The sequence below is a fragment of the Labrys sp. E2SS-1L genome, from assembly GCF_057073705.1.
In genome coordinates, this window is the sequence record NZ_CP172712.1 from 966,347 (window position 1) to 984,337 (window position 17,991).

The window sequence follows — 17,991 nt, forward strand, 5'->3', positions numbered from 1 at the left end:
GCGGACTTCCGGTTCGCCGCCCCTTTCCCCGGAAGGTTCTGCGCCCCAGGCCTGGCAGCAGCCCGCCATCGCCAAGCGAGAGGCGGGTTTTTTCTTGCCATGCCGGCGCATGGACGCGCGTGTTCGCCGCCTGGCTGTGCAGACTGCCTTTTATTCAGACAGTATTGCCGGCAATGATGGCCAGGCGGAGTCAGTACAGGTAAAATATCGGTGCTCATTGCATGGATGCTGATTGACTTGCATCTTTCGAGCGCTCTGACTTGCAGGATGCGGAGCCAAGATTCGGCCCGGCAATGACGCATGGAAATGCCGCCGGACATTACCATGCGTCATGTTGTAACCTCCGGCGGACGAGCGCGGGAGAGGGGATAATGGAGATCAAAGGGGCATCGCCCGACCTCTACAACGAGGATCTGGCCCCGGCGAAAATTCGCAATTGGGGGCCGTTCAGCATCTTCAACGTCTGGACCTCAGACGTGCACAGCCTGTGGGGCTATTATCTCGCCGCGAGCCTGTTCCTGTTCTGCGGCGGCTTCGTCAATTTCATCGTGGCCATCGGCATCGGCTCGTTGGTCATCTATGCGCTGATGAATCTGGTGGGCTATGCCGGCGTGAAGACCGGCGTGCCCTATCCGGTGCTCGCCCGCGCCTCCTTCGGCATCTGGGGCGCCAACCTGCCGGCCTTGGTGCGGGCCGTGGTCGCCTGTTTCTGGTATGGCGCCCAGACGTCGGCCGCTTCGGGCGCCATCGTGGCGCTGCTGATCCGCTCCGACAGCTTCGCCCAGTTCCATCGCGATGTGCATTTCCTCGGCCATTCCGGGCTCGAAGTGATCTGTTTCGTGGTGATCTGGGCCCTGCAGCTGCTGATCATCCAGAAGGGCATGGAGACGGTGCGGCGCTTCCAGGACTGGGCCGGCCCGGCGGTGTGGGTGATGATGCTGATCCTGGCGGTCTATCTGTGTGTCAAATCCGGCAAGTTCGCCTTTTCCAGCGATATTCCCCTCGATGTCCTTCTCGACAAGACCAAGGATGCCGGGGTGCCCGGCACGCCCGGCTCCTGGACCTCGCTGTTCGCGGTTGCCGCGATCTGGGTGACCTATTTCTCGGCGCTCTACCTGAATTTCTGCGACTTCAGCCGCTATGCGCCCGACAAATCGGCAGTGCGCACCGGCAATCTCTGGGGCCTGCCGGTCAATCTGGTGCTGTTCTCGATGGTGGCCGGCGTCACCACCATCGCCGCCTACGACGTCTATGGCGAGGTGCTGCTACATCCCGACCAGATCTCGGCCAAGTTCGACAGCTGGTTCCTGGCCCTCCTTGCCGCGCTGACCTTCGCAGTGGCGACGCTGGGTATCAACGTCGTGGCCAATTTCGTCTCGCCGGCCTTCGATTTCGCCAATGTCTTCCCACGCGCCATCGACTTCAAGAAGGGCGGCTACATCGCGGCCTTCATTGCTCTGGTGCTCTATCCCTTCGCGCCTTGGGAAGGCAGCGCCGCCAGCTTCGTCGGCATCATCGGCGCCACCATGGGGCCGATCCTCGGGGTGATGCTGGTCGACTATTATCTCATCCGCAAGGGCGAGATCGACGTCGAGGCGCTCTATCGCGAGGATGGCGAGTTCCGCTTCCAGGGCGGCTGGCATGTCAACGCCCTGATCGCCGCCGGCATCGGCGCACTGTTCTCCTCCATCCTGCCCAACCTGACCAATTGGCTGCCGGCCTGGTGGGGCATCTATGGCTGGTTCTTCGGCGTCGCCATCGCGGGCGTCATCTATTACGCGCTGCGCTTGGCTGCGCCGGGCGTGAAGGTGTCGGGCGCGAAGGCCTGAGGAAGGAACCCGGCTGAGGGAGCAACGATTCCGCTCCCTCATTCCGCAGAAGGCCCGGGCGACGTCTCCATGCCAGGTCGAGATGGCGGGAGACTTTCCCCGTCACTCCGTCATCTCGCCGAGCACCTCGGCGGCTCGCGCCCGGTCGAGGTCGCCTTCCCAGGCGGCGATGACCACGGTTGCGACGCAGTTTCCGACGAGATTGCCGACGGCGCGCGCCATGCCGATGAACCAGTCGACGGAGAGGACGAGTACGAGGCCGATGGCGGGAATGGCGGGGATCGTGTTGAGCGTGGCTGCCAGGATCACGATGGCCGAGCCCGGCACGCCATGGGCCCCCTTCGAGGTCAGCAGCGAGACCCCCAGCACCACAAGCAGGTCTCCGAGCGACAGGGGCGTGTTGGTGGCCTGGGCGATGAAGACGACGGCCAAAGTGAGATAGATCGAGAAGGCATCGAGGTTGAAGGAATAGCCGGTGGGAATGACGAGGCCGACCACCGATTTGCGCACGCCCAGATGCTCCAGCTTGCGCATCACCTGCGGCAGGACGGCGTCCGAAGAGGCGGTCGCCAGGACGATGGCGAGTTCCGCGCGCAGATAGGCCAGGAAGCGGAAGATGTTGATGCCGGCCATCCGCATGATGCCGCCCAGCACCACGATGACGAAGACGGCGACGGCGGCATAATACAGGACGACCAGCGAGACGAGTTGCTGCAGCGAACCGACACCGTATTTGCCGACCGTATAGGCAACGGCGCCGAGGACGCCCAGGGGTGCGAGGCGCACGATGAGCGACATGGTCTTGAACAGGATCGTCGCCACGGCATCCACGAAGGAGGAGACCTTTTCCGCCTTTTCGCCGCCCACGAGCGCGAGGCTCGTACCGAAAAGGATGGCGAAGAACAGGACCTGCAACACGTCGTTGCGCGCCAGGGCGTCGATCGAGGTGGTCGGGACGATGTTGAGAATGAAGCTGCCGATGCCCGCACCCTGCAGCTTGTGGGCATTGTCGGCATAGCTGCCCATGGCGCCGGCATCGAGCTTGGACGCGTCGATATTCATGCCGTGGCCCGGACCGGCGACGAGGGCCAGCAGCAGGCCGAGGGCGAGGGCTGCCGTGGTCACCACCTCGAAATAGATCAGCGCCTTGACGCCAACCCGCCCGACCTTGCGCAGGTCGCCGACGCCGGCGATGCCGTTTACCACCACGCAGAAGACGATCGGCGCCACGATCATCGAGATGAGCTTGAGGAAACCGTCGCTCAGCACCTTCAGCTGAACGGAAAAGGCCGGCGCGGCCATGCCGAGCACGACACCGAGCGCAAGGGCGACGAGAACCTGGAGGAAGAGGGAATTGATGAGCGGTTTCCGGCGGGCCGGGGCCGTGATGGCATCCATGGTCATCGGAATATTCCTGTCCGGAGGCGCAGCGGTCGGCAGTTGTCCCGCAACCGGCCGGCACGTCTGGCACCTGGGGGTGACGACGAACCCATCCCCGCGTCGCCGACGGCGCGCGTCGGGCTCGCTGGGGAAATCAAAGCAAGGAGCATGCCAGCCGGCATTTGCCGTAGGTATCGTGTTGGAAGCCGGACGCCCGTTTTGCGCAACGACGATGCGGCGACAGCGACCAGGGAGCGGGGCAATGCAGTTCACATAAGGAGGAAGCGCTCCGACTTGTCATAGCCGGACTTGCACCGGCTATTTGCAATCCGCGCGAAAGGGCTGGATTACCGGGTCAAGCCCGGCAATGAAATAGCTCGTGCCAACTCGAAGACCCTAGAGTGAACTGTATTGCCTTTGGGGCCTCACTCGCCGGTCAGAACGAATTGCGGGCATCGCTTCTGGGATCGCCGTCGATTTTATGCGCCTCGTAGAGGTCGGAGCGGGCGGTTCGCCGCCACGGCCGCGCGGGATGGTCGCGATCCGTCGCGATGTCGGTGACGGCGATGGCCGGCGTGCCATCTGCCGGGCATTGCACTTTCCATCGGCCGTCCGGTGCGGCTATTCCGGAGGGGACCGTCACGCTCTGCGGCGCATGGGCGGCATAGCTGACCCAATAGGCATTGCTGGCGGCATGTCCCAAGGCCTCTGCCGCGAAAGGCGGTGCGGCCGACGGGCTCTCACCTGTCGTCGAGAACAGGACGCAATCGACATCGAGCCTTTCATAGTCGGTGAATATCTCCGGATAGTGCGCCTCCATGCCGAGCGCACAGCCGAAACGCAGATCGTCGACCTCGAAGGTCACCGGCTGCCTGCCCGGCGAATACATGAAGGAGATCTTGGTGTGCGAGAGCATCCGCTCGTCATAGCGGGTGACGAGATCCCCGCGATCGGAGACGACGTAGAGGCTGTTGTGCGGCCGGTGCGGCGGGGTCAGGCGGTGGACCGACCCGAACACCGTCCAGAGCTTGAGTTCGCGCGCGAGCTTGCTGATCGCGTCGAGTTCCTCGCTTAGAACCGCCCAATCGAATCGGGTCCAGTCGGAGGGGCCGACGTCGCGGGGACCATTCGCTGACATGATGCGCTTGTTGGGGGAGCAGGTCGCACCCTCCGGGAAATGGATGAGGCGCGCACCGGTCCTGTGGGCGTCGCGCATCAGGCGCCGCATTTCCGTGCCGCTGGTGCGAAGTGCGGAGCTGTCGCGAGGATCGTTGAAGAGCGAGGATTGCGCCACCGCCAGCCGCACCGATTGGGTGTCGGCGTGGCGCGGTTGTGCCTCACGAAGATGTCTGAGCGCCGCGGTGTAGGACTCGCCCGTTTTGGCTGCGCGCGCACGGACACGGCGCTTGAGATTGCCATTCTGCGTCATTGTCAGGCCTTTCACGTCCCGGACGCAAGTTCCCCAGCAACCACGCCCGAAACGATCGGACCAGGACGACGACCCGAGACGGAAGTCCCTTTGCCCCCGTTTAAGGCCATGCTGGGGAAGGCCTTGGGAGGTTGGGCGTGGGCCACGCCTGGGTGAAAATGTCGGGCCTGCATTGGTTCGTCAAGGGGGCGGACTTGTGCAACCCTGCCGCGGTACCCTCCTCAGTCCGTACCATCCAGGATGTTGCCGGGCACCAGGCGCCCTGTCCGCCGTCCTGGGACCTGAAGGAGAATGCGAACGAAATGCCGCAGGTCTTTTTCCTTCAAGACCGGAGAATAATCGCCCGTTCTTATAATAATTCTCTCCTGGAGCGCAGATTGTGTCGAATTTGTTTCAGAAGGTACGTGCCTACCGCGTAGAGTTTTAAATTATTGTCAAATAATACTTCTTGAGAGATATCGAGTTGCCCGTATAAACTGCTTCATATACTTGGCGGATCATCCGGGGCGGGCAATGAACTGGAACGGCGCTTTTCCCTTCGACAGCCACGACATGTCGGTGCTCTACACGAGGGAGGTCGCGCGGTACGAGGAGCAGCGCCAGCGCGATGCCCAGGCGGCGGCGGCCAATGCGGCGCTCGACATCTATGCCGGCATCGACGGTACCGGCCCCTATTCCGACCGAGCCTATGAGGCGGAGTTCCGCAACAGTTTCGTGCAGCGCCTTTATCGGAGCTGGGGCAACGAGGCACGATATTACCGGCGTGGACCGAGCCTCGACGGTGTCTCGACGCCGGCCCTGGGCATTGGTGCCTATCGCTCCGTGCGGGAGCGTTATCGCCACAAGGCGTTGGGACCCAAACGCATTTTCTTAGCCGGCTATAGCAGGGGTGGTGCGGCGGTCGTCTATGCCGCCTCCCTGCTCGCGCTGGAGGGCATTCCCGTGGATGGGCTCTTCCTGTTCGATGCCGTCGACAGGCAGCCCTTCAATTCACCGCTGTTCATTCCGCCCAATGTCCGGGTGTGCTTCCATGCCCGCCGTGATCCGAAGACGGGATCGCGGCTGCTGTTCGGCAGCTATGCGACGCGGCGCACGCCAGGTGCCGCCACCATCTACAAGCAGCAATATTTCTTCTGCACCCATGGCGGCATGGGCGGCACGCCCTGGGGCGTCGCCGATCCCGACGGCTATATCAACGAATCCAATGATTATCTGCCGCCCGGCGCCGGCGGGGCGCGGCGTCCTCCCGCTTCGCCCGTAGATCGTTTGGCCAGCGACCGGACGACGCGTGAAATCCTGAAATACACCGCGCCGGGCGCCAATGGCGCCCTGGAAGCCTATGACGCCTACAGGCATTTCAGCCGGACGAAGGTCACCTTGGCCCAGGAACAGGCCGAGTCGGCCAGGGTGTGGATCTGGATGTCGACGGCCCTGAAGGTCCTGCGCCAGGACCTGGCCGCTATCCCGGTTTCCTGAGCGGTGGAAAGTTCATTGGCGGCCCGGCTGCGCCCGCCAATCCGCCAGGAAGCGGCGCGCGAAGGCCAGGAAGCGCGCCAGCACCGGGCTGGGTTCGCGCTGATAGATCATGCTGACGTCGGCGCTGGGGGCAGGCGGCACCAGGTCGCGATAGATCACCTCGGGGCGTGACAGGGCGCTGACGCTGCGTGGGGCGAGGGCGACGCCGAAGCCGGCTGCGACCAGGCTGGTCAGCGAATAGGATTCGATCACCTGCTGGCTGATGCGCGGGATGAAACCCGCCTCCACGCAGCATTGGCGCAGATAGACCGCGAAGCTGGAATCACGCAGGCGCAGGAAGACATGTTCGTCCTCATGCAGCTCGGCCAGAGCGACGGCGCCGCGCTCGGCCAGGCGATGGCCTGATGGCAGGAAGACGCCGACAGGCTCGCGCCAGGCGGTTTCGCGCACCAGTTCGGCATCTTCGGGCGGCATGCGCAGGAAGCTGATGTCGACGGCCCGCGTCGCGAGCGCGTTGAGCTGGGCCTCGGGGGCCATTTCGTGCAGGCCGATCACCACGCCCGGAAAACGGCGTCGATATTCCGCCATCAGGGCGGCGAGCGGACCGAGCAGCATGGAACCGGTCGCCGCCACGTTGAGTGCGCCCGTCATGCCCTGGCCGATCGCCTTGACCTGCGTCGCTGCCAGCTCGGCACTGGCGATGATGCTGCGGGCATGAGCAAGGAAGGCCGTGCCGGCTTCGGTCAGCACCACCTTGCGGCTGGTGCGCAGGAACAGCACCGCGCCGAGCTCGTGTTCGAGGTCGCGGATCTGCTGGCTCAGCGGCGGCTGCGAGATGTGCAGGCGTTGTGCCGCGGCCGTGAAGCTGAGCTCCTCCGCCAGGGCGATGAAGTAGCGCAGATGGCGCAGTTCCATGACGGTCGACCATCCATATGTTTGAGATATTGATTATACTGAACCATATATTGGACTAATAGCCCTTCCCCTGCAATCTTTAGGCAGCAATGGGCGGGAAAGACCGCTCCGTCGAAGAATTCAACCACGCCCTGGATTCGATCCCACCGGTCGCATGCGAGGCGCGATTTTCAAAAGACAGACGCAATTCCGATCCGCGGATCGAAGAATGCTTGAGGAGAAACGCTCATGGCCCGCATGACCGCGGCGGAAGCTGCTGTGCACATCATGGAGAAGGAAGGTGCGACCTGCGCCTTCGGTGTTCCGGGCGCTGCGATCAATCCGCTCTATGCCGCGCTGCGTCCGCGCAACCAGATCAAGCATGTCCTGGCCCGCCATGTCGAGGCGGCTTCCCACATGGCCGAGGGCTATACCCGCGCCAAGGCCGGCAATATCGGCATCTGCATCGGCACCTCCGGTCCGGCCGGCACCGACATGATCACCGGCCTCTATTCGGCGGCGGCCGATTCCATTCCGATCCTGTGCATCACCGGCCAGGCACCGCGCGCCCGCCTGCATAAGGAGGACTTCCAGGCCGTCGACATCGCCGCGATCGCCAAGCCCCTCACCAAGATGGCCGTCACCGTGATGGAGCCCGCCCAGGTGCCCGGCACCTTCCAGCAGGCCTTCCACCTGATGCGCTCGGGCCGTCCCGGCCCGGTGCTGATCGACCTGCCCTTCGACGTGCAGACGGCCGAGATCGAGTTCGATCCGGAGACCTACCAGCCGCTGCCCGTCTACAAGCCCAAGGCCACCCGCGCCCAGATCGACAAGGCCATCGCCCTCCTCCAGGCAGCCGAGCGCCCGCTGATCGTGGCCGGCGGCGGCATCATCAATGCCGATGCTTCCGACAAGCTCGTCACCTTCGCCGAGCTGACCGGCGTGCCCGTGATCCCGACCCTGATGGGTTGGGGCACCATTCCCGACGACCACCCCCTGATGGTCGGCATGGCCGGCCTGCAGACCAGCCATCGCTACGGCAATGCCACGCTGCTCGCCTCCGACTTCGTGCTCGGCATCGGCAATCGCTGGGCCAACCGCCATACCGGCACGGTGGAGGTCTACACCAAGGACCGCAAATTCGTGCATGTCGACATCGAGCCGACCCAGATCGGCCGCGTCTTCGCGCCCGATTACGGTATCGCCTCCGATGCCGGCCTGGCTCTCGACGTCTTCATCGAGGCCGCCAAGGAGCTCAAGGCCAAGGGTGAGCTCAAGGACCGTTCCGCCTGGCTGGAGGAATGCCGCGAGCGCAAGAAAACCCTGCTCCGCCGCACCCATTTCACCGAGACGCCGATCAAGCCCCAGCGCGTCTATGAGGAGATGAACAAGGCTTTCGGCCGCGACACCACCTATGTCTCGACCATCGGCCTGTCGCAGATCGCCGCTGCCCAGTTCCTGCATGTCTACAAGCCCAGGGGCTGGATCAACTGCGGCCAGGCCGGCCCGCTTGGCTGGACGCTGCCGGCGGCGCTCGGTGTCTGTGCCGCCGATCGCAGCGCCTCGGTGGTGGCGATCTCGGGCGACTACGACTTCCAGTTCCTGATCGAGGAACTGGCGGTCGGCGCCCAGTTCAACCTGCCCTATGTGCATGTGCTGGTGAACAATGCCTATCTCGGCCTGATCCGCCAGTCCCAGCGCGGCTTCAACATGGACTTCCAGGTCCAGCTCTCCTTCGAGAACATCAACACGCCGGAACTGGGCGTCTATGGCGTCGACCATCTCAAGGTGGTCGAGGGCCTGGGCTGCCGCGCTATCCGCGTCACCGATCCCGAGAAGCTGCATGAGGGCTTCGTGGAGGCCAAGCGCCTGGCGGCCGAACTGCGCGTGCCGGTGGTGGTCGAGGTGATCCTGGAGCGCGTCACGAACGTCGCCATGGGCACCGATCTCGACAAGGTCACGGAGTTCGAGGATCTCGCCCTCGATGCCACCGACGCGCCGACCGCGATCGCGCTGCTGGACTGATGACGTCATACCCTCCCCATCGAGGGGAGGGTAAAAGAGGGCCATAGAATATGCCTAAATTTGCCGCCAACCTCACCATGCTGTTCAACGAAGTGCCGTTCATGGAGCGCTTCGCGGCAGCCGCCCGCCACGGCTTTGCGGGCGTGGAATATCTGTTCCCCTATCCCTTCGCGGCGGCCGACCTCGCCGCGGCGCTGAAGGAGCACAAGCTCACCCAGGTCCTGCACAATCTGCCGGCCGGCGACTGGGCGGGCGGGGAGCGCGGCATCGCCGTGCTGCCCGACCGCAAGGCCGAGTTCCGCGAGGGCGTCGCCCAGGCCATCACCTATGCCAAGGCGCTCGACTGCAAGCTGGTCAACTGCTTGGCCGGCATCGCGCCCGCTTCCGTCGCTGCGGTCGAGGCAAGGGCCACCTTGGTCGAGAACATCGGCTATGCCGCCGGGGAGCTCAAGAAGGCCGGCATCCGCCTGGTGATCGAGGCGATCAACACCCGCGACATTCCCGGCTTCTTCCTGACCAACACAAGCCAGGCCGTCGAGATCATCGCCGAGACGGGCTCGGACAATATCGGCCTGCAATACGACATCTACCACATGCAGATCATGGAAGGGGACCTCGCCCGCACCATCGAGAAATATCTGCCGCAGATCTGGCATGTGCAGCTGGCCGACAATCCCGGCCGCAACGAGCCGGGCACCGGCGAGATCGCCTATCCCTTCCTCTACCAGTGGCTCGACCAGCTCGGCTACGCCGGCTGGATCGGCTGCGAATACAAGCCCAAGGGCGAGACGGAAGCGGGTTTGGGTTGGCTGAAGGCGGCGGGTGCCGCTCGCTGAGTTGAATGAACTCCCTTCTCCCCTTGCGGGAGAAGGTCCCGGCAGGGGGATGAGGGGTCTCTCCAACTTGCCAGAACGAAGTGCCTCCACCCCTCATCCGGCGCTTCGCGCCACCTTCTCCCGCAAGGGGAGAAGGGAAGGCCCCAGCGTTTCGACCTTAACCATATAGGACTCTCACCATGAATATCGGCTTTGTCGGACTGGGCATCATGGGTTCCCCGATGGCGGGACACCTGATCGCGGCCGGCCACACCGTCTACCTCACCACGCTCGGCAATGTGCCCGAGGTACTCGTCAAGGCTGGCGGCAAGGCTGAGCCGAGCGCCGCTGACGTTGCCCGCAAGGCCGACATCATCATCACCATGGTGCCCGATACCCCGGATGTGGAGACCGTGCTGTTCGGCAAGAACGGCGTCGCCGAGGGCCTTTCCGCCGGCAAGCTCGTCATCGACATGAGCTCGATCTCGCCTGTCGAGACCAAGAAATTCGCCAAGCGCATCAACGAGCTCGGCTGCGACTATCTCGACGCGCCGGTCTCTGGCGGCGAGGTCGGCGCCAAGGCGGCCTCCCTCACCATCATGGTCGGCGGCCCCGAGGCGGCCTTCGAGCGCGCCAAGACTCTGTTCGAAACAATGGGCAAGAACATCACGCTCGTCGGCGGCAATGGCGACGGCCAGACCACCAAGGTCGCCAACCAGATCATCGTCGCCCTCAACATCGAGGCCGTCGGCGAGGCCCTGCTGTTCGCTTCGCGCGCCGGTGCTGACCCGGCCAAGGTGCGCGAGGCCCTGATGGGTGGCTTTGCCGCCTCGCGCATCCTGGAAGTGCATGGCGACCGCATGGTCAAGCGGACCTTCGACCCGGGTTTCCGCATCGCCCTGCACCAGAAGGACCTCAACCTCGCCCTCACCACGGCCCGCCAGCTCGGCCTTTCCCTGCCCAACACCGCCACGGCGCAGGAATTGTTCAATGCCTGCGTCTCGCATGGCGGCGCGGCTTGGGACCACTCCGGCCTGGTCCGGGCGCTGGAGATCATGGCCAATTACGAGATCGGCGCGCCGGTCAAGGGTTGACGCCAGCACGCGCCGGCTCTCGACCGGCCGTCGCGTTGTCCCGCACCCTGTCCCCGCTCGGAGCGGACTGGGGACAGGGCGAGAGGCGGCGCGACACATAATAATTCGCATAAGCGTTTCTTCCTCTGAAAGGTTCGCCATGTCGGAGCGGGCATTGTTGACATCGATGTTCGAGGCAGCAGTGGCTGCGGCGACGCCTTCTGCCTGCATGCCGGCCTTCCTGCCACGGCCGCCGAAGGGACGGACCATCGTCGTCGGCGCCGGCAAGGCCGCTGCCGCCATGGCCAAGGCCCTGGAAGACACCTGGGACGGGCCGCTTCAGGGCGTGGTGGTGACGCGCTACGGCCATGCCGTGCCCTGCCAGCGCATCGCGGTGATCGAAGCCGCCCACCCCGTGCCGGATCTCAACGGCGTCAAGGCCGCCGCGCGCATGCTGGCCCTGGTGGAAGGAGCCGGGGAAGACGATCTCGTCATCGCCCTGATCTCGGGCGGCGGCTCGGCCCTGCTCAGCCTCCCGGCCGATGGGCTGCTGCTTTCCGACAAGCAGGCGATCAACAAGGCACTGCTCAAATCGGGCGCACCGATCGACGAGATGAACTGCGTGCGCAAGCATCTGTCCGCCATCAAGGGCGGGCGGCTGGCCGCCTCCGCCTTTCCGGCCCGCGTCGTCAGCCTGGTGATTTCCGACGTGCCCGGCGACGATCTCGCTGCCATCGCCTCCGGCCCCACCGTGGCCGATCCCACCAGCTTTGCCGATGCCCGCGCCATCCTGGCGCGCTATGGCATAGACGGGCCAGCCCCGGTGATCGCGCATCTCGAGGCAGCGCTGGAAGAGACGCCCAAGCCCGGGGATCCGCGCCTGGCGCGCTGCGAGACCCATCTGATCGCTTCGCCCCAGCAGTCGCTGCTTGCCGCGGCGGCGGTTGCCCGCAAGGCCGGTATCACGCCGATCATCCTGGGCGATTCCCTGGAGGGCGAAGCCCGTGATGTCGGCATCGTCATGGCCGGCATCGCCCGCCAGGTCGTCCAGCACGGCCAGCCCGCCGCCGCACCCTGCGTGCTGATTTCGGGCGGCGAGACCACGGTCACCGTGCGCGGCACGGGCCGGGGCGGCCGCAATGTCGAATATCTGCTCTCGCTCGCCGTCAAGCTCGGCGGACAGCGCGACCTCCATGCCCTGGCCGGCGATACCGACGGCGTCGACGGCGCCGAGGAAGTGGCCGGTGCGGTGATCGACCCCACAAGTCTTGCACGCGCCCGCGCCGCCGGACTCGATCCGATCGCCAGCCTCGACAACAACGATGCCCATACCCTGTTTCAGGTCCTTGGCGACCAGATCGTCACCGGCCCGACCTTGACCAATGTCAATGATTTCAGGGCCGTTCTCGTGTTGTCCGAGGGAATGAAGCTGTAATGAGACCAGCCCTCGCGGCACCAGCCATCTCCGGTGGAGACCATGCCATGGTCCGGCTCGACGAGCTGGCGGCCTGTTCCGCCGACAAAGGTGCGCTGACGCGGCTTTACCTCACGCCGGAGCATGCCGAAGGAGCCTCCCCCGCCAGCGGGAGGCTCTTTGGATTCGTGGTGCTCTCCGTCCCGTTTCGCCGTTTTCGGCAGGGGCCGCGCCACGGTATAGCGGCCGCGGGGCGGGATTCTCTCTCGCCGATACAGGACGTAGCGCACCTGCCTTTTCCTGCGAAGTGCCGGCGTCGGCGCGCTTCCTGATAGTGCGGTGTTTCTTTTCCGCGCCGTATGCCGGAAATGGCGCGGATATCCCTTGCCGGCTTCGGCTGTCTGATCCACCCGTCTGGCAATTTCAATATGGAGCGCAGGAATCCCTCCCCAACGTCGTGGAAGCTGTCACCGCGCAGCGGCGACGGAAGGAGGAGAGTGGCGCCAACAGGTCGGAGGATGGCAAGATCGCGCGACTCGACCTCAACTCCACACGACCTCGCTGTGCCCGGCCACCCTCCCTGACGTCGGGGAGGGAGTCCTGCGCCCTATCCGCCCATGCTGCGATGTGTGGGTGCGGCAGCCGAAGCCAGGGACGAAACCTCGCGCGCCTTTCGCGAACCACGGGACGTGGGCATGCGGCAGCCTCTGGCGAGAAAGGCGGTTCCCGCCTTTGCCCGCTCTGCTTCGATCAACCCGTCGCCGAAACGGATGGGCACGCCGACCGGATGCTCGGTGGCTCGGCGATAGGACATTGGCCCAAGACAAAAAAAGGCCCCGCAAGCGGGGCCATTGCATATGTCGAGGGAAATAGGAGGGAAACTGGCGCCGAGGCTGGTTCAGCGGACGGCGAGCTGGACGGCGGAACCCGTTGCTGCAGATTTGGCTTCAACTGCTTTGGCTTCGACGGACTTGCCGGCGTCGACTGGTGTACCCTGTGCCGCAGCCTTCTCGCTCTTAAGCACCCAGTCGCGCAGCACGCGGCGTTCGTCCAGGGTCATTTCGGTCACGTTGTTCGGCGGCATGGCGTGCGTCATCACCGATTGCACGAAGACTTCATGCTCGTTGCGGGCGATATTGGTGGGCGAATCCAGGAGCACGCCCTTGGGCGGCATGTTGATGCCCTGATAGACCGGTGTCTCGGCATGGCACATGGAGCAGCGGCTGGTGATGATGTCGTGCACCGGTCCCGGCACCGTGGCGGCGAGCGCGGTTTCGGTTGCCGCCGGCGCCTCGATGGCGCCGAGGTCGAAGGCATCGCGGAAGGCCGGCGAGCGGAAGGCGCTGATCCAGATGGCGCCGAAGATCAGGATGGCCGCAAGCGCCCAGGTCCACCACTTGTCGCCGCGTCCGGCATGGCGTTCGTTGTAGAACACGCGGATCAGCGCGCCGGCAACCAGGATCAGGCCGACCACCAGGAAGGCATAGGGGCTGGAATAGGTCAGCGGATAGTGGTTGGACAACATCAGGAACAGCACGGGCAGCGTCAGGTAGTTGTTGTGCGAGGAACGCTGCTTGGCTGCCTTGCCGAGCGCGGGGTCGGGCACCTGCCCGGCCTTGAGCGCGGCGATAACCTTGTGCTGGTTGGGGATGATGATGAAGAACACATTGGCCGACATCATCGTCGCCATCAGCGCGCCGGTGTGGATGAAGGCGCCGCGGGCCGAGAACATCTGCTGGAAGAACCAGGCCATGAACACCACGAAGACCAGGCCGATGCCGGCCAGCAGCGTCTCGTTCTTGCCGATCGGCGATTTGCACAGGAAGTCGTAGACCAGCCAGCCGGCGGCGAGGCCGCCAATACCGACCACCAGGGCCACGGCCGGCGACAATACCCGCACGCTGGGATCGATCAGGAGCAGGCTGGATTGGGCGTAGTAGACCCACAGCAACAGGCAGAAGCCGGTCAGCCAGGTCGAGTAGGACTGCCATTTGTGCCAGGTCAGGTGCTCGGGCAGGAATTCGGGCGCCACCAGATATTTCTGCACCTGGTAGAAGCCGCCGCCATGGACTTCCCAGGCCTCGCCGCCTTGACCCGCGGGGATCTTCGGGGTGGGGCGCATGCTTGCGTCCAGATGCATGAAGTAGAACGAGGAGCCGATCCAGGCGATGCCGGTGATGACATGGGCCCAGCGCAACATCAGACTGCCCCATTCGTACAGGGTCATCAGCATAGGTTATTTTCTCCCATTTCCTTCCCTGCCCGGAAAGCGGCCCTTTACGACCGGCTTACACAAGGCATGATTATTTCCTACAGTCACGGCAAGAACCGCCGGCCCGAAGAGCTGGCAAGCAAGAGTCTCGCCAGTTTGAGTGTCCTCGATCCGCATTCTATTCGTCGAATGAGGTCGAGAACGAAGAGTCGGCTCCGGCCGCAGGCAGCACGAGGGGGAGCATGATCAAGCACAAGCAGTCTTTTGCCGGGCGCTGCATCCGTTTCGATCAACGAACGGCAGTCGCCGCCGATCTGTCCTACGGAACCGCCCGCCATGCTTGAAAACTTCCGTTCCTTCGCCCGAGCCGTCGAAGCCGGCAGCTTCTCCGAAGCCGGCCGCCGCATGCGGGTTTCCGCCAATGTGATCAGCCAGCGCATCCAGGCGCTGGAAAACCACCTCGGCTGCCGGCTGTTCAATCGCACGACCCGCAATATGGGCCTGACCGAACAGGGCCGGATCTTCTACGACCACGTCATCGACGCCTTGCACACCATCGATATGGCCGAGGCCAATATCGGTGAGCTCGGTGCCATGCCGCTGGGGTCGATCCGGGTCGCCGCGCCGCTCGGCCTGGGGCGGCGCCTCGTCGGCCCGACCGCCGCGGCCTATCGCGACACCCATCCCCAGATCGACGTGCAATTGCGCCTGTCCGAGCGCCGCCTCGACATCATCGCCGAATCCTGCGACCTCGCTTTGCAATTCGTCACCTATGCCGACGGCTCGATGATCATGCGCAAGATCGCCGACGCCGAGCGTGTCCTGTGTGCCTCCCCCGCCTATGTCGAACGCGCCGGCATGCCGATGACGCCGGCCGATCTGGCGCGACACCAATGCCTGCTCCTGCGCTTTCCCGGCTCGCGCGAATTCCGCTGGTCCCTCAGCCAGGATGGCGAGGAAATCAGCGTTCCGATCAAGGGCTCGCTCGATGCCGACGACGGCGACGTGCTCACCGCCTGGGCGCTTGACGGGCGCGGCATCGTGCTCAAACCGGTCTACGAAATTGCCGATGCGCTTGCCCAAGGTCGTCTGGTTCCTGTTCTGACCGCCAATCCGCCACCGCCTGCCACGCTGGCCGTGCTCTATCCGACGCGAAATCTCGTGCCCCTCAAGGTGAAGGCTTTCGCCGACCTCTTGGTCGAGCGTGGCCGACGCTATCTCGCGACCGAACTCGCCCGGCTGGGGCCCTTGCCGTCCGGCCTGTCATCCTTGCAGGAGAATGAAGCCTGACACGCTCCATCAAGCCTCAGGACGGCCTGCAGCAGAAGAGTATTCTTTATCGAAACATCTTCACAAAATATTTGGAAATGCCGGGCCGCAAATTCGCTATCGTCTGGCGTGCGATTTGAAAACACGACGCGAATTGGGAACGACTCATACGTCCTTGCGAGCGACGCGAAGCAATCCAGAGCCGGAAGCGCGGCGCTCGGCTGCTTCGCGTCGCTCGCAAGGGCGATAGCGGTCAAACATCATCAGCAGGCGCAAGGCGCGGATCGCCAGAGCGCAGCCAAAGACAGGATCGGGTGAGGACGACATGGGAAGACTCTCCACGCATGTGCTCGACGTCTCCAGCGGCAAGCCCGCGCGAGGCGTGACCATCGAACTCCAGCGGCTGGATGCATCGGGCGGGCGGGTCACCGTGACCACGACGACGACGAACCAGGATGGCCGCACCGACCAGCCTTTGATGGTGGGCGATGCCTTCGTGCCCGGCGTCTATGAGCTCATCTTCCACGTCGGCGCCTATTTCCGCGGCCTCGGCGCCACCGGGGCCGGCGAATTCCTCGATGTCGTGCCTTTGCGCGTGACGCTCGCCGACAAGGACGGCCATTACCACGTGCCGCTGGTCTGTTCCCCCTTCAGCTATTCGACCTATCGGGGCTCGTGAGTGATGACCGCAACGACGCAAGGAACCTATGATCGCGACCTCATCGGCTATGCCGGCAAGCCCCCCCACGCGGCCTGGCCCGGCAAGGCGCGCGTCTGCCTGCAATTCGTGGTGAACTACGAGGAAGGCGGCGAGAACTGCATCCTGCACGGCGATGCGGCCTCGGAAGCCTTCCTGTCCGAGATCGTCGGCGCCCAGCCCTGGCCGGGCCAGCGTCACATGAACATGGAATCCATCTACGAATATGGCTCGCGTGTCGGTTTCTGGCGCCTGCACCGGATGTTCACCGAGCGCCAGATCCCCGTCACCGTCTTCGGCATCGCCAGCGCCATGCAGCGCCATCCCGGGGCCGTGGCCGCCATGGTCGAGGCTGGTTGGGAAATCGCCAGCCACGGCCTGAAATGGATCGACTATCGCGACTACACCAAGGAAGGCGAACGCGAGCATATCGAGGAAGCCATCCGCGTTCATACCGAGGTCACCGGTTCCAGGCCGCTCGGCTTCTATCAGGGCCGCACCTCGGCGCAGACGCTGCAATTGACCATGGAGGAGGGCGGCTTCCTCTATTCGGCCGATTCCTACGCCGATGAACTGCCCTATTGGGTCGAAGGGCCGCGCGGCCCGCAGCTGATCGTGCCCTATACGCTCGACGCCAACGACATGCGCTTCGCCACGCCCCAGGGCTTCAACAGCGGCGAGCAGTTCTTCGCCTATCTCAAGGACAGCTTCGACACGCTCTATGCCGAAGGCGGCGAGCAGCCGGCGATGATGTCGATCGGCCTGCATTGCCGTCTGGTCGGCCGTCCCGGCCGCGCCGCCGCACTCGCCCGCTTCCTCGATTACGCCCGCGGCCATGCCGAGGTCTGGTTCGCCACCCGCCTCGACATCGCCCGCCATTGGATCCGCCAGCATCCGCCGGAAGGCGGCTATGTGCCGACGCGCCTCAACCGCGCTCTGTTCGTCGAGCGTTTCGGCGGCGTGTTCGAGCATTCGCCCTGGGTGGCTGAGGGCGCCTATGACAAGGGGCTGACGCCGGCCGAGGATACGGCGGAGGGCCTGCATGCGGCGATGATGAAGGTGCTGAACTCGGCTTCCGACGAGGCCAAGCTCGCCTTGATCATGGCGCATCCCGACCTCGCGGGGAAACTGGCCCAGGCCAAGATGCTGACCGCCGAATCCTCCGCCGAGCAGGCCTCTGCCGGCCTCGATCGCCTCACGCTGGCCGAACTCAAGCAGTTCACCGAGCTAAACGATGCCTACAAGGCCCGGTTCGGCTTCCTGTTCATCATGGCGATCAAGGGACGCAGCAAGGCCGAGATCGTCGCCGCCTTCGAGCGGCGTCTGCAGCATGACCGGACCCAGGAATTCGCCGAGGCCGTCAAGCAGATCGGCGAGATCGCCCGCCTGCGCCTGACGGACATGCTGCCCGGCTGAGCGGCGGCAGTACGTGACACCACGTCCATGCCCTACCATCACGGGGAGGGTATGGCGACCTC

General features: G+C 64.5%; 14 protein-coding genes. 9 read left to right on the plus strand and 5 right to left on the minus strand.

The annotated features are described in order from the left end of the window. Positions 1-371: 371 nt before the first annotated feature. Positions 372-1,829: an NCS1 family nucleobase:cation symporter-1 gene (locus tag ACIGJE_RS04415; RefSeq protein ID WP_394314069.1), complete on the plus strand. Its 1,458-nt coding sequence runs from the start codon at positions 372-374 to the stop codon at positions 1,827-1,829. A 102-nt stretch (positions 1,830-1,931) separates the two neighbouring features. Here the strand turns inward: ACIGJE_RS04415 and dctA are convergent, their stop codons facing one another. After that, positions 1,932-3,227: a C4-dicarboxylate transporter DctA gene (dctA, locus tag ACIGJE_RS04420; RefSeq protein ID WP_311934242.1), complete on the minus strand. Its 1,296-nt coding sequence runs from the start codon at positions 3,225-3,227 to the stop codon at positions 1,932-1,934. Positions 3,228-3,645: 418 nt separating this feature from the next. Further along, complete coding sequence (locus tag ACIGJE_RS04425) at positions 3,646-4,638, minus strand: carbon-nitrogen hydrolase family protein (protein WP_483679392.1); 993 nt, start codon at positions 4,636-4,638, stop codon at positions 3,646-3,648. 513 nt (positions 4,639-5,151) lie between these two features. Here ACIGJE_RS04425 and ACIGJE_RS04430 point away from each other — a divergent pair. Beyond that, entirely contained in the window at positions 5,152-6,114 is a 963-nt protein-coding gene (locus ACIGJE_RS04430; protein ID WP_483679393.1) for an alpha/beta hydrolase, read from the plus strand. Between the two features lie 12 nt (positions 6,115-6,126). Here the strand turns inward: ACIGJE_RS04430 and ACIGJE_RS04435 are convergent, their stop codons facing one another. Beyond that, positions 6,127-7,029, minus strand: a complete 903-nt coding sequence (locus ACIGJE_RS04435) for a LysR family transcriptional regulator (protein WP_483679394.1) — start codon at positions 7,027-7,029, stop codon at positions 6,127-6,129. Between the two features lie 228 nt (positions 7,030-7,257). Here ACIGJE_RS04435 and gcl point away from each other — a divergent pair, with 228 nt between their 5' ends. From gcl to ACIGJE_RS04455, 4 genes are all read left to right on the plus strand, one after another. Then, a complete protein-coding gene (gene gcl, locus ACIGJE_RS04440; protein WP_394313507.1) occupies positions 7,258-9,033 on the plus strand; it encodes a glyoxylate carboligase in 1,776 nt (591 codons plus the stop codon). Between the two features lie 50 nt (positions 9,034-9,083). Next, positions 9,084-9,869 (plus strand): hydroxypyruvate isomerase, encoded by a 786-nt coding sequence (gene hyi / locus ACIGJE_RS04445; RefSeq protein ID WP_483679395.1) that lies wholly within the window; start codon positions 9,084-9,086, stop codon positions 9,867-9,869. A gap of 179 nt (positions 9,870-10,048) precedes the next feature. After that, positions 10,049-10,942, plus strand: a complete 894-nt coding sequence (glxR, locus tag ACIGJE_RS04450; protein WP_311934204.1) for a 2-hydroxy-3-oxopropionate reductase — start codon at positions 10,049-10,051, stop codon at positions 10,940-10,942. Between the two features lie 166 nt (positions 10,943-11,108). Beyond that, positions 11,109-12,356, plus strand: a complete 1,248-nt coding sequence (locus tag ACIGJE_RS04455; RefSeq protein WP_483680203.1) for a glycerate kinase type-2 family protein — start codon at positions 11,109-11,111, stop codon at positions 12,354-12,356. Positions 12,357-13,233: 877 nt separating this feature from the next. Here ACIGJE_RS04455 and ACIGJE_RS04460 read toward each other — a convergent pair. Continuing rightward, positions 13,234-14,568: a urate hydroxylase PuuD gene (locus ACIGJE_RS04460; RefSeq protein ID WP_483679396.1), complete on the minus strand. Its 1,335-nt coding sequence runs from the start codon at positions 14,566-14,568 to the stop codon at positions 13,234-13,236. A gap of 315 nt (positions 14,569-14,883) precedes the next feature. Here ACIGJE_RS04460 and ACIGJE_RS04465 point away from each other — a divergent pair, with 315 nt between their 5' ends. Next, positions 14,884-15,837 (plus strand): LysR family transcriptional regulator, encoded by a 954-nt coding sequence (locus tag ACIGJE_RS04465; protein ID WP_311934207.1) that lies wholly within the window; start codon positions 14,884-14,886, stop codon positions 15,835-15,837. A gap of 144 nt (positions 15,838-15,981) precedes the next feature. On the opposite strand, the gene ACIGJE_RS04470 is transcribed toward ACIGJE_RS04465, so the two are convergent. Next, positions 15,982-16,143: a hypothetical protein gene (locus ACIGJE_RS04470; RefSeq protein WP_415084917.1), complete on the minus strand. Its 162-nt coding sequence runs from the start codon at positions 16,141-16,143 to the stop codon at positions 15,982-15,984. On the opposite strand from ACIGJE_RS04470, the gene uraH reads away from it, so the two are divergent. Beyond that, positions 16,142-16,495 (plus strand): hydroxyisourate hydrolase, encoded by a 354-nt coding sequence (uraH, locus tag ACIGJE_RS04475; protein ID WP_311934209.1) that lies wholly within the window; start codon positions 16,142-16,144, stop codon positions 16,493-16,495. The two genes, ACIGJE_RS04470 and uraH, sit on opposite strands and share 2 nt — an antisense overlap. A 3-nt stretch (positions 16,496-16,498) precedes the next feature. Next, the gene (gene puuE / locus ACIGJE_RS04480) at positions 16,499-17,929 is read left to right on the plus strand and encodes an allantoinase PuuE (RefSeq protein WP_483679397.1); all 1,431 of its coding nucleotides are present in this window, start codon (positions 16,499-16,501) and stop codon (positions 17,927-17,929) included. Positions 17,930-17,991 lie beyond the last annotated feature (62 nt).

Bases quoted from the DNA above. Each gene is read 5' to 3' on its own strand.
- ACIGJE_RS04415 (WP_394314069.1), top strand. From the start codon at position 372: ATGGAGATCAAAGGGGCATCGCCCGACCTCTACAACGAGGATCTGGCC.
- dctA (WP_311934242.1), bottom strand. From the start codon at position 3,227: ATGGATGCCATCACGGCCCCGGCCCGCCGGAAACCGCTCATCAATTCC.
- ACIGJE_RS04425 (WP_483679392.1), bottom strand. From the start codon at position 4,638: ATGACGCAGAATGGCAATCTCAAGCGCCGTGTCCGTGCGCGCGCAGCC.
- ACIGJE_RS04430 (WP_483679393.1), top strand. From the start codon at position 5,152: ATGAACTGGAACGGCGCTTTTCCCTTCGACAGCCACGACATGTCGGTG.
- ACIGJE_RS04435 (WP_483679394.1), bottom strand. From the start codon at position 7,029: ATGGAACTGCGCCATCTGCGCTACTTCATCGCCCTGGCGGAGGAGCTC.
- gcl (WP_394313507.1), top strand. From the start codon at position 7,258: ATGGCCCGCATGACCGCGGCGGAAGCTGCTGTGCACATCATGGAGAAG.
- hyi (WP_483679395.1), top strand. From the start codon at position 9,084: ATGCCTAAATTTGCCGCCAACCTCACCATGCTGTTCAACGAAGTGCCG.
- glxR (WP_311934204.1), top strand. From the start codon at position 10,049: ATGAATATCGGCTTTGTCGGACTGGGCATCATGGGTTCCCCGATGGCG.
- ACIGJE_RS04455 (WP_483680203.1), top strand. From the start codon at position 11,109: ATGTTCGAGGCAGCAGTGGCTGCGGCGACGCCTTCTGCCTGCATGCCG.
- ACIGJE_RS04460 (WP_483679396.1), bottom strand. From the start codon at position 14,568: ATGCTGATGACCCTGTACGAATGGGGCAGTCTGATGTTGCGCTGGGCC.
- ACIGJE_RS04465 (WP_311934207.1), top strand. From the start codon at position 14,884: ATGCTTGAAAACTTCCGTTCCTTCGCCCGAGCCGTCGAAGCCGGCAGC.
- uraH (WP_311934209.1), top strand. From the start codon at position 16,142: ATGGGAAGACTCTCCACGCATGTGCTCGACGTCTCCAGCGGCAAGCCC.
- ACIGJE_RS04470 (WP_415084917.1), bottom strand. From the start codon at position 16,143: ATGTCGTCCTCACCCGATCCTGTCTTTGGCTGCGCTCTGGCGATCCGC.
- puuE (WP_483679397.1), top strand. From the start codon at position 16,499: ATGACCGCAACGACGCAAGGAACCTATGATCGCGACCTCATCGGCTAT.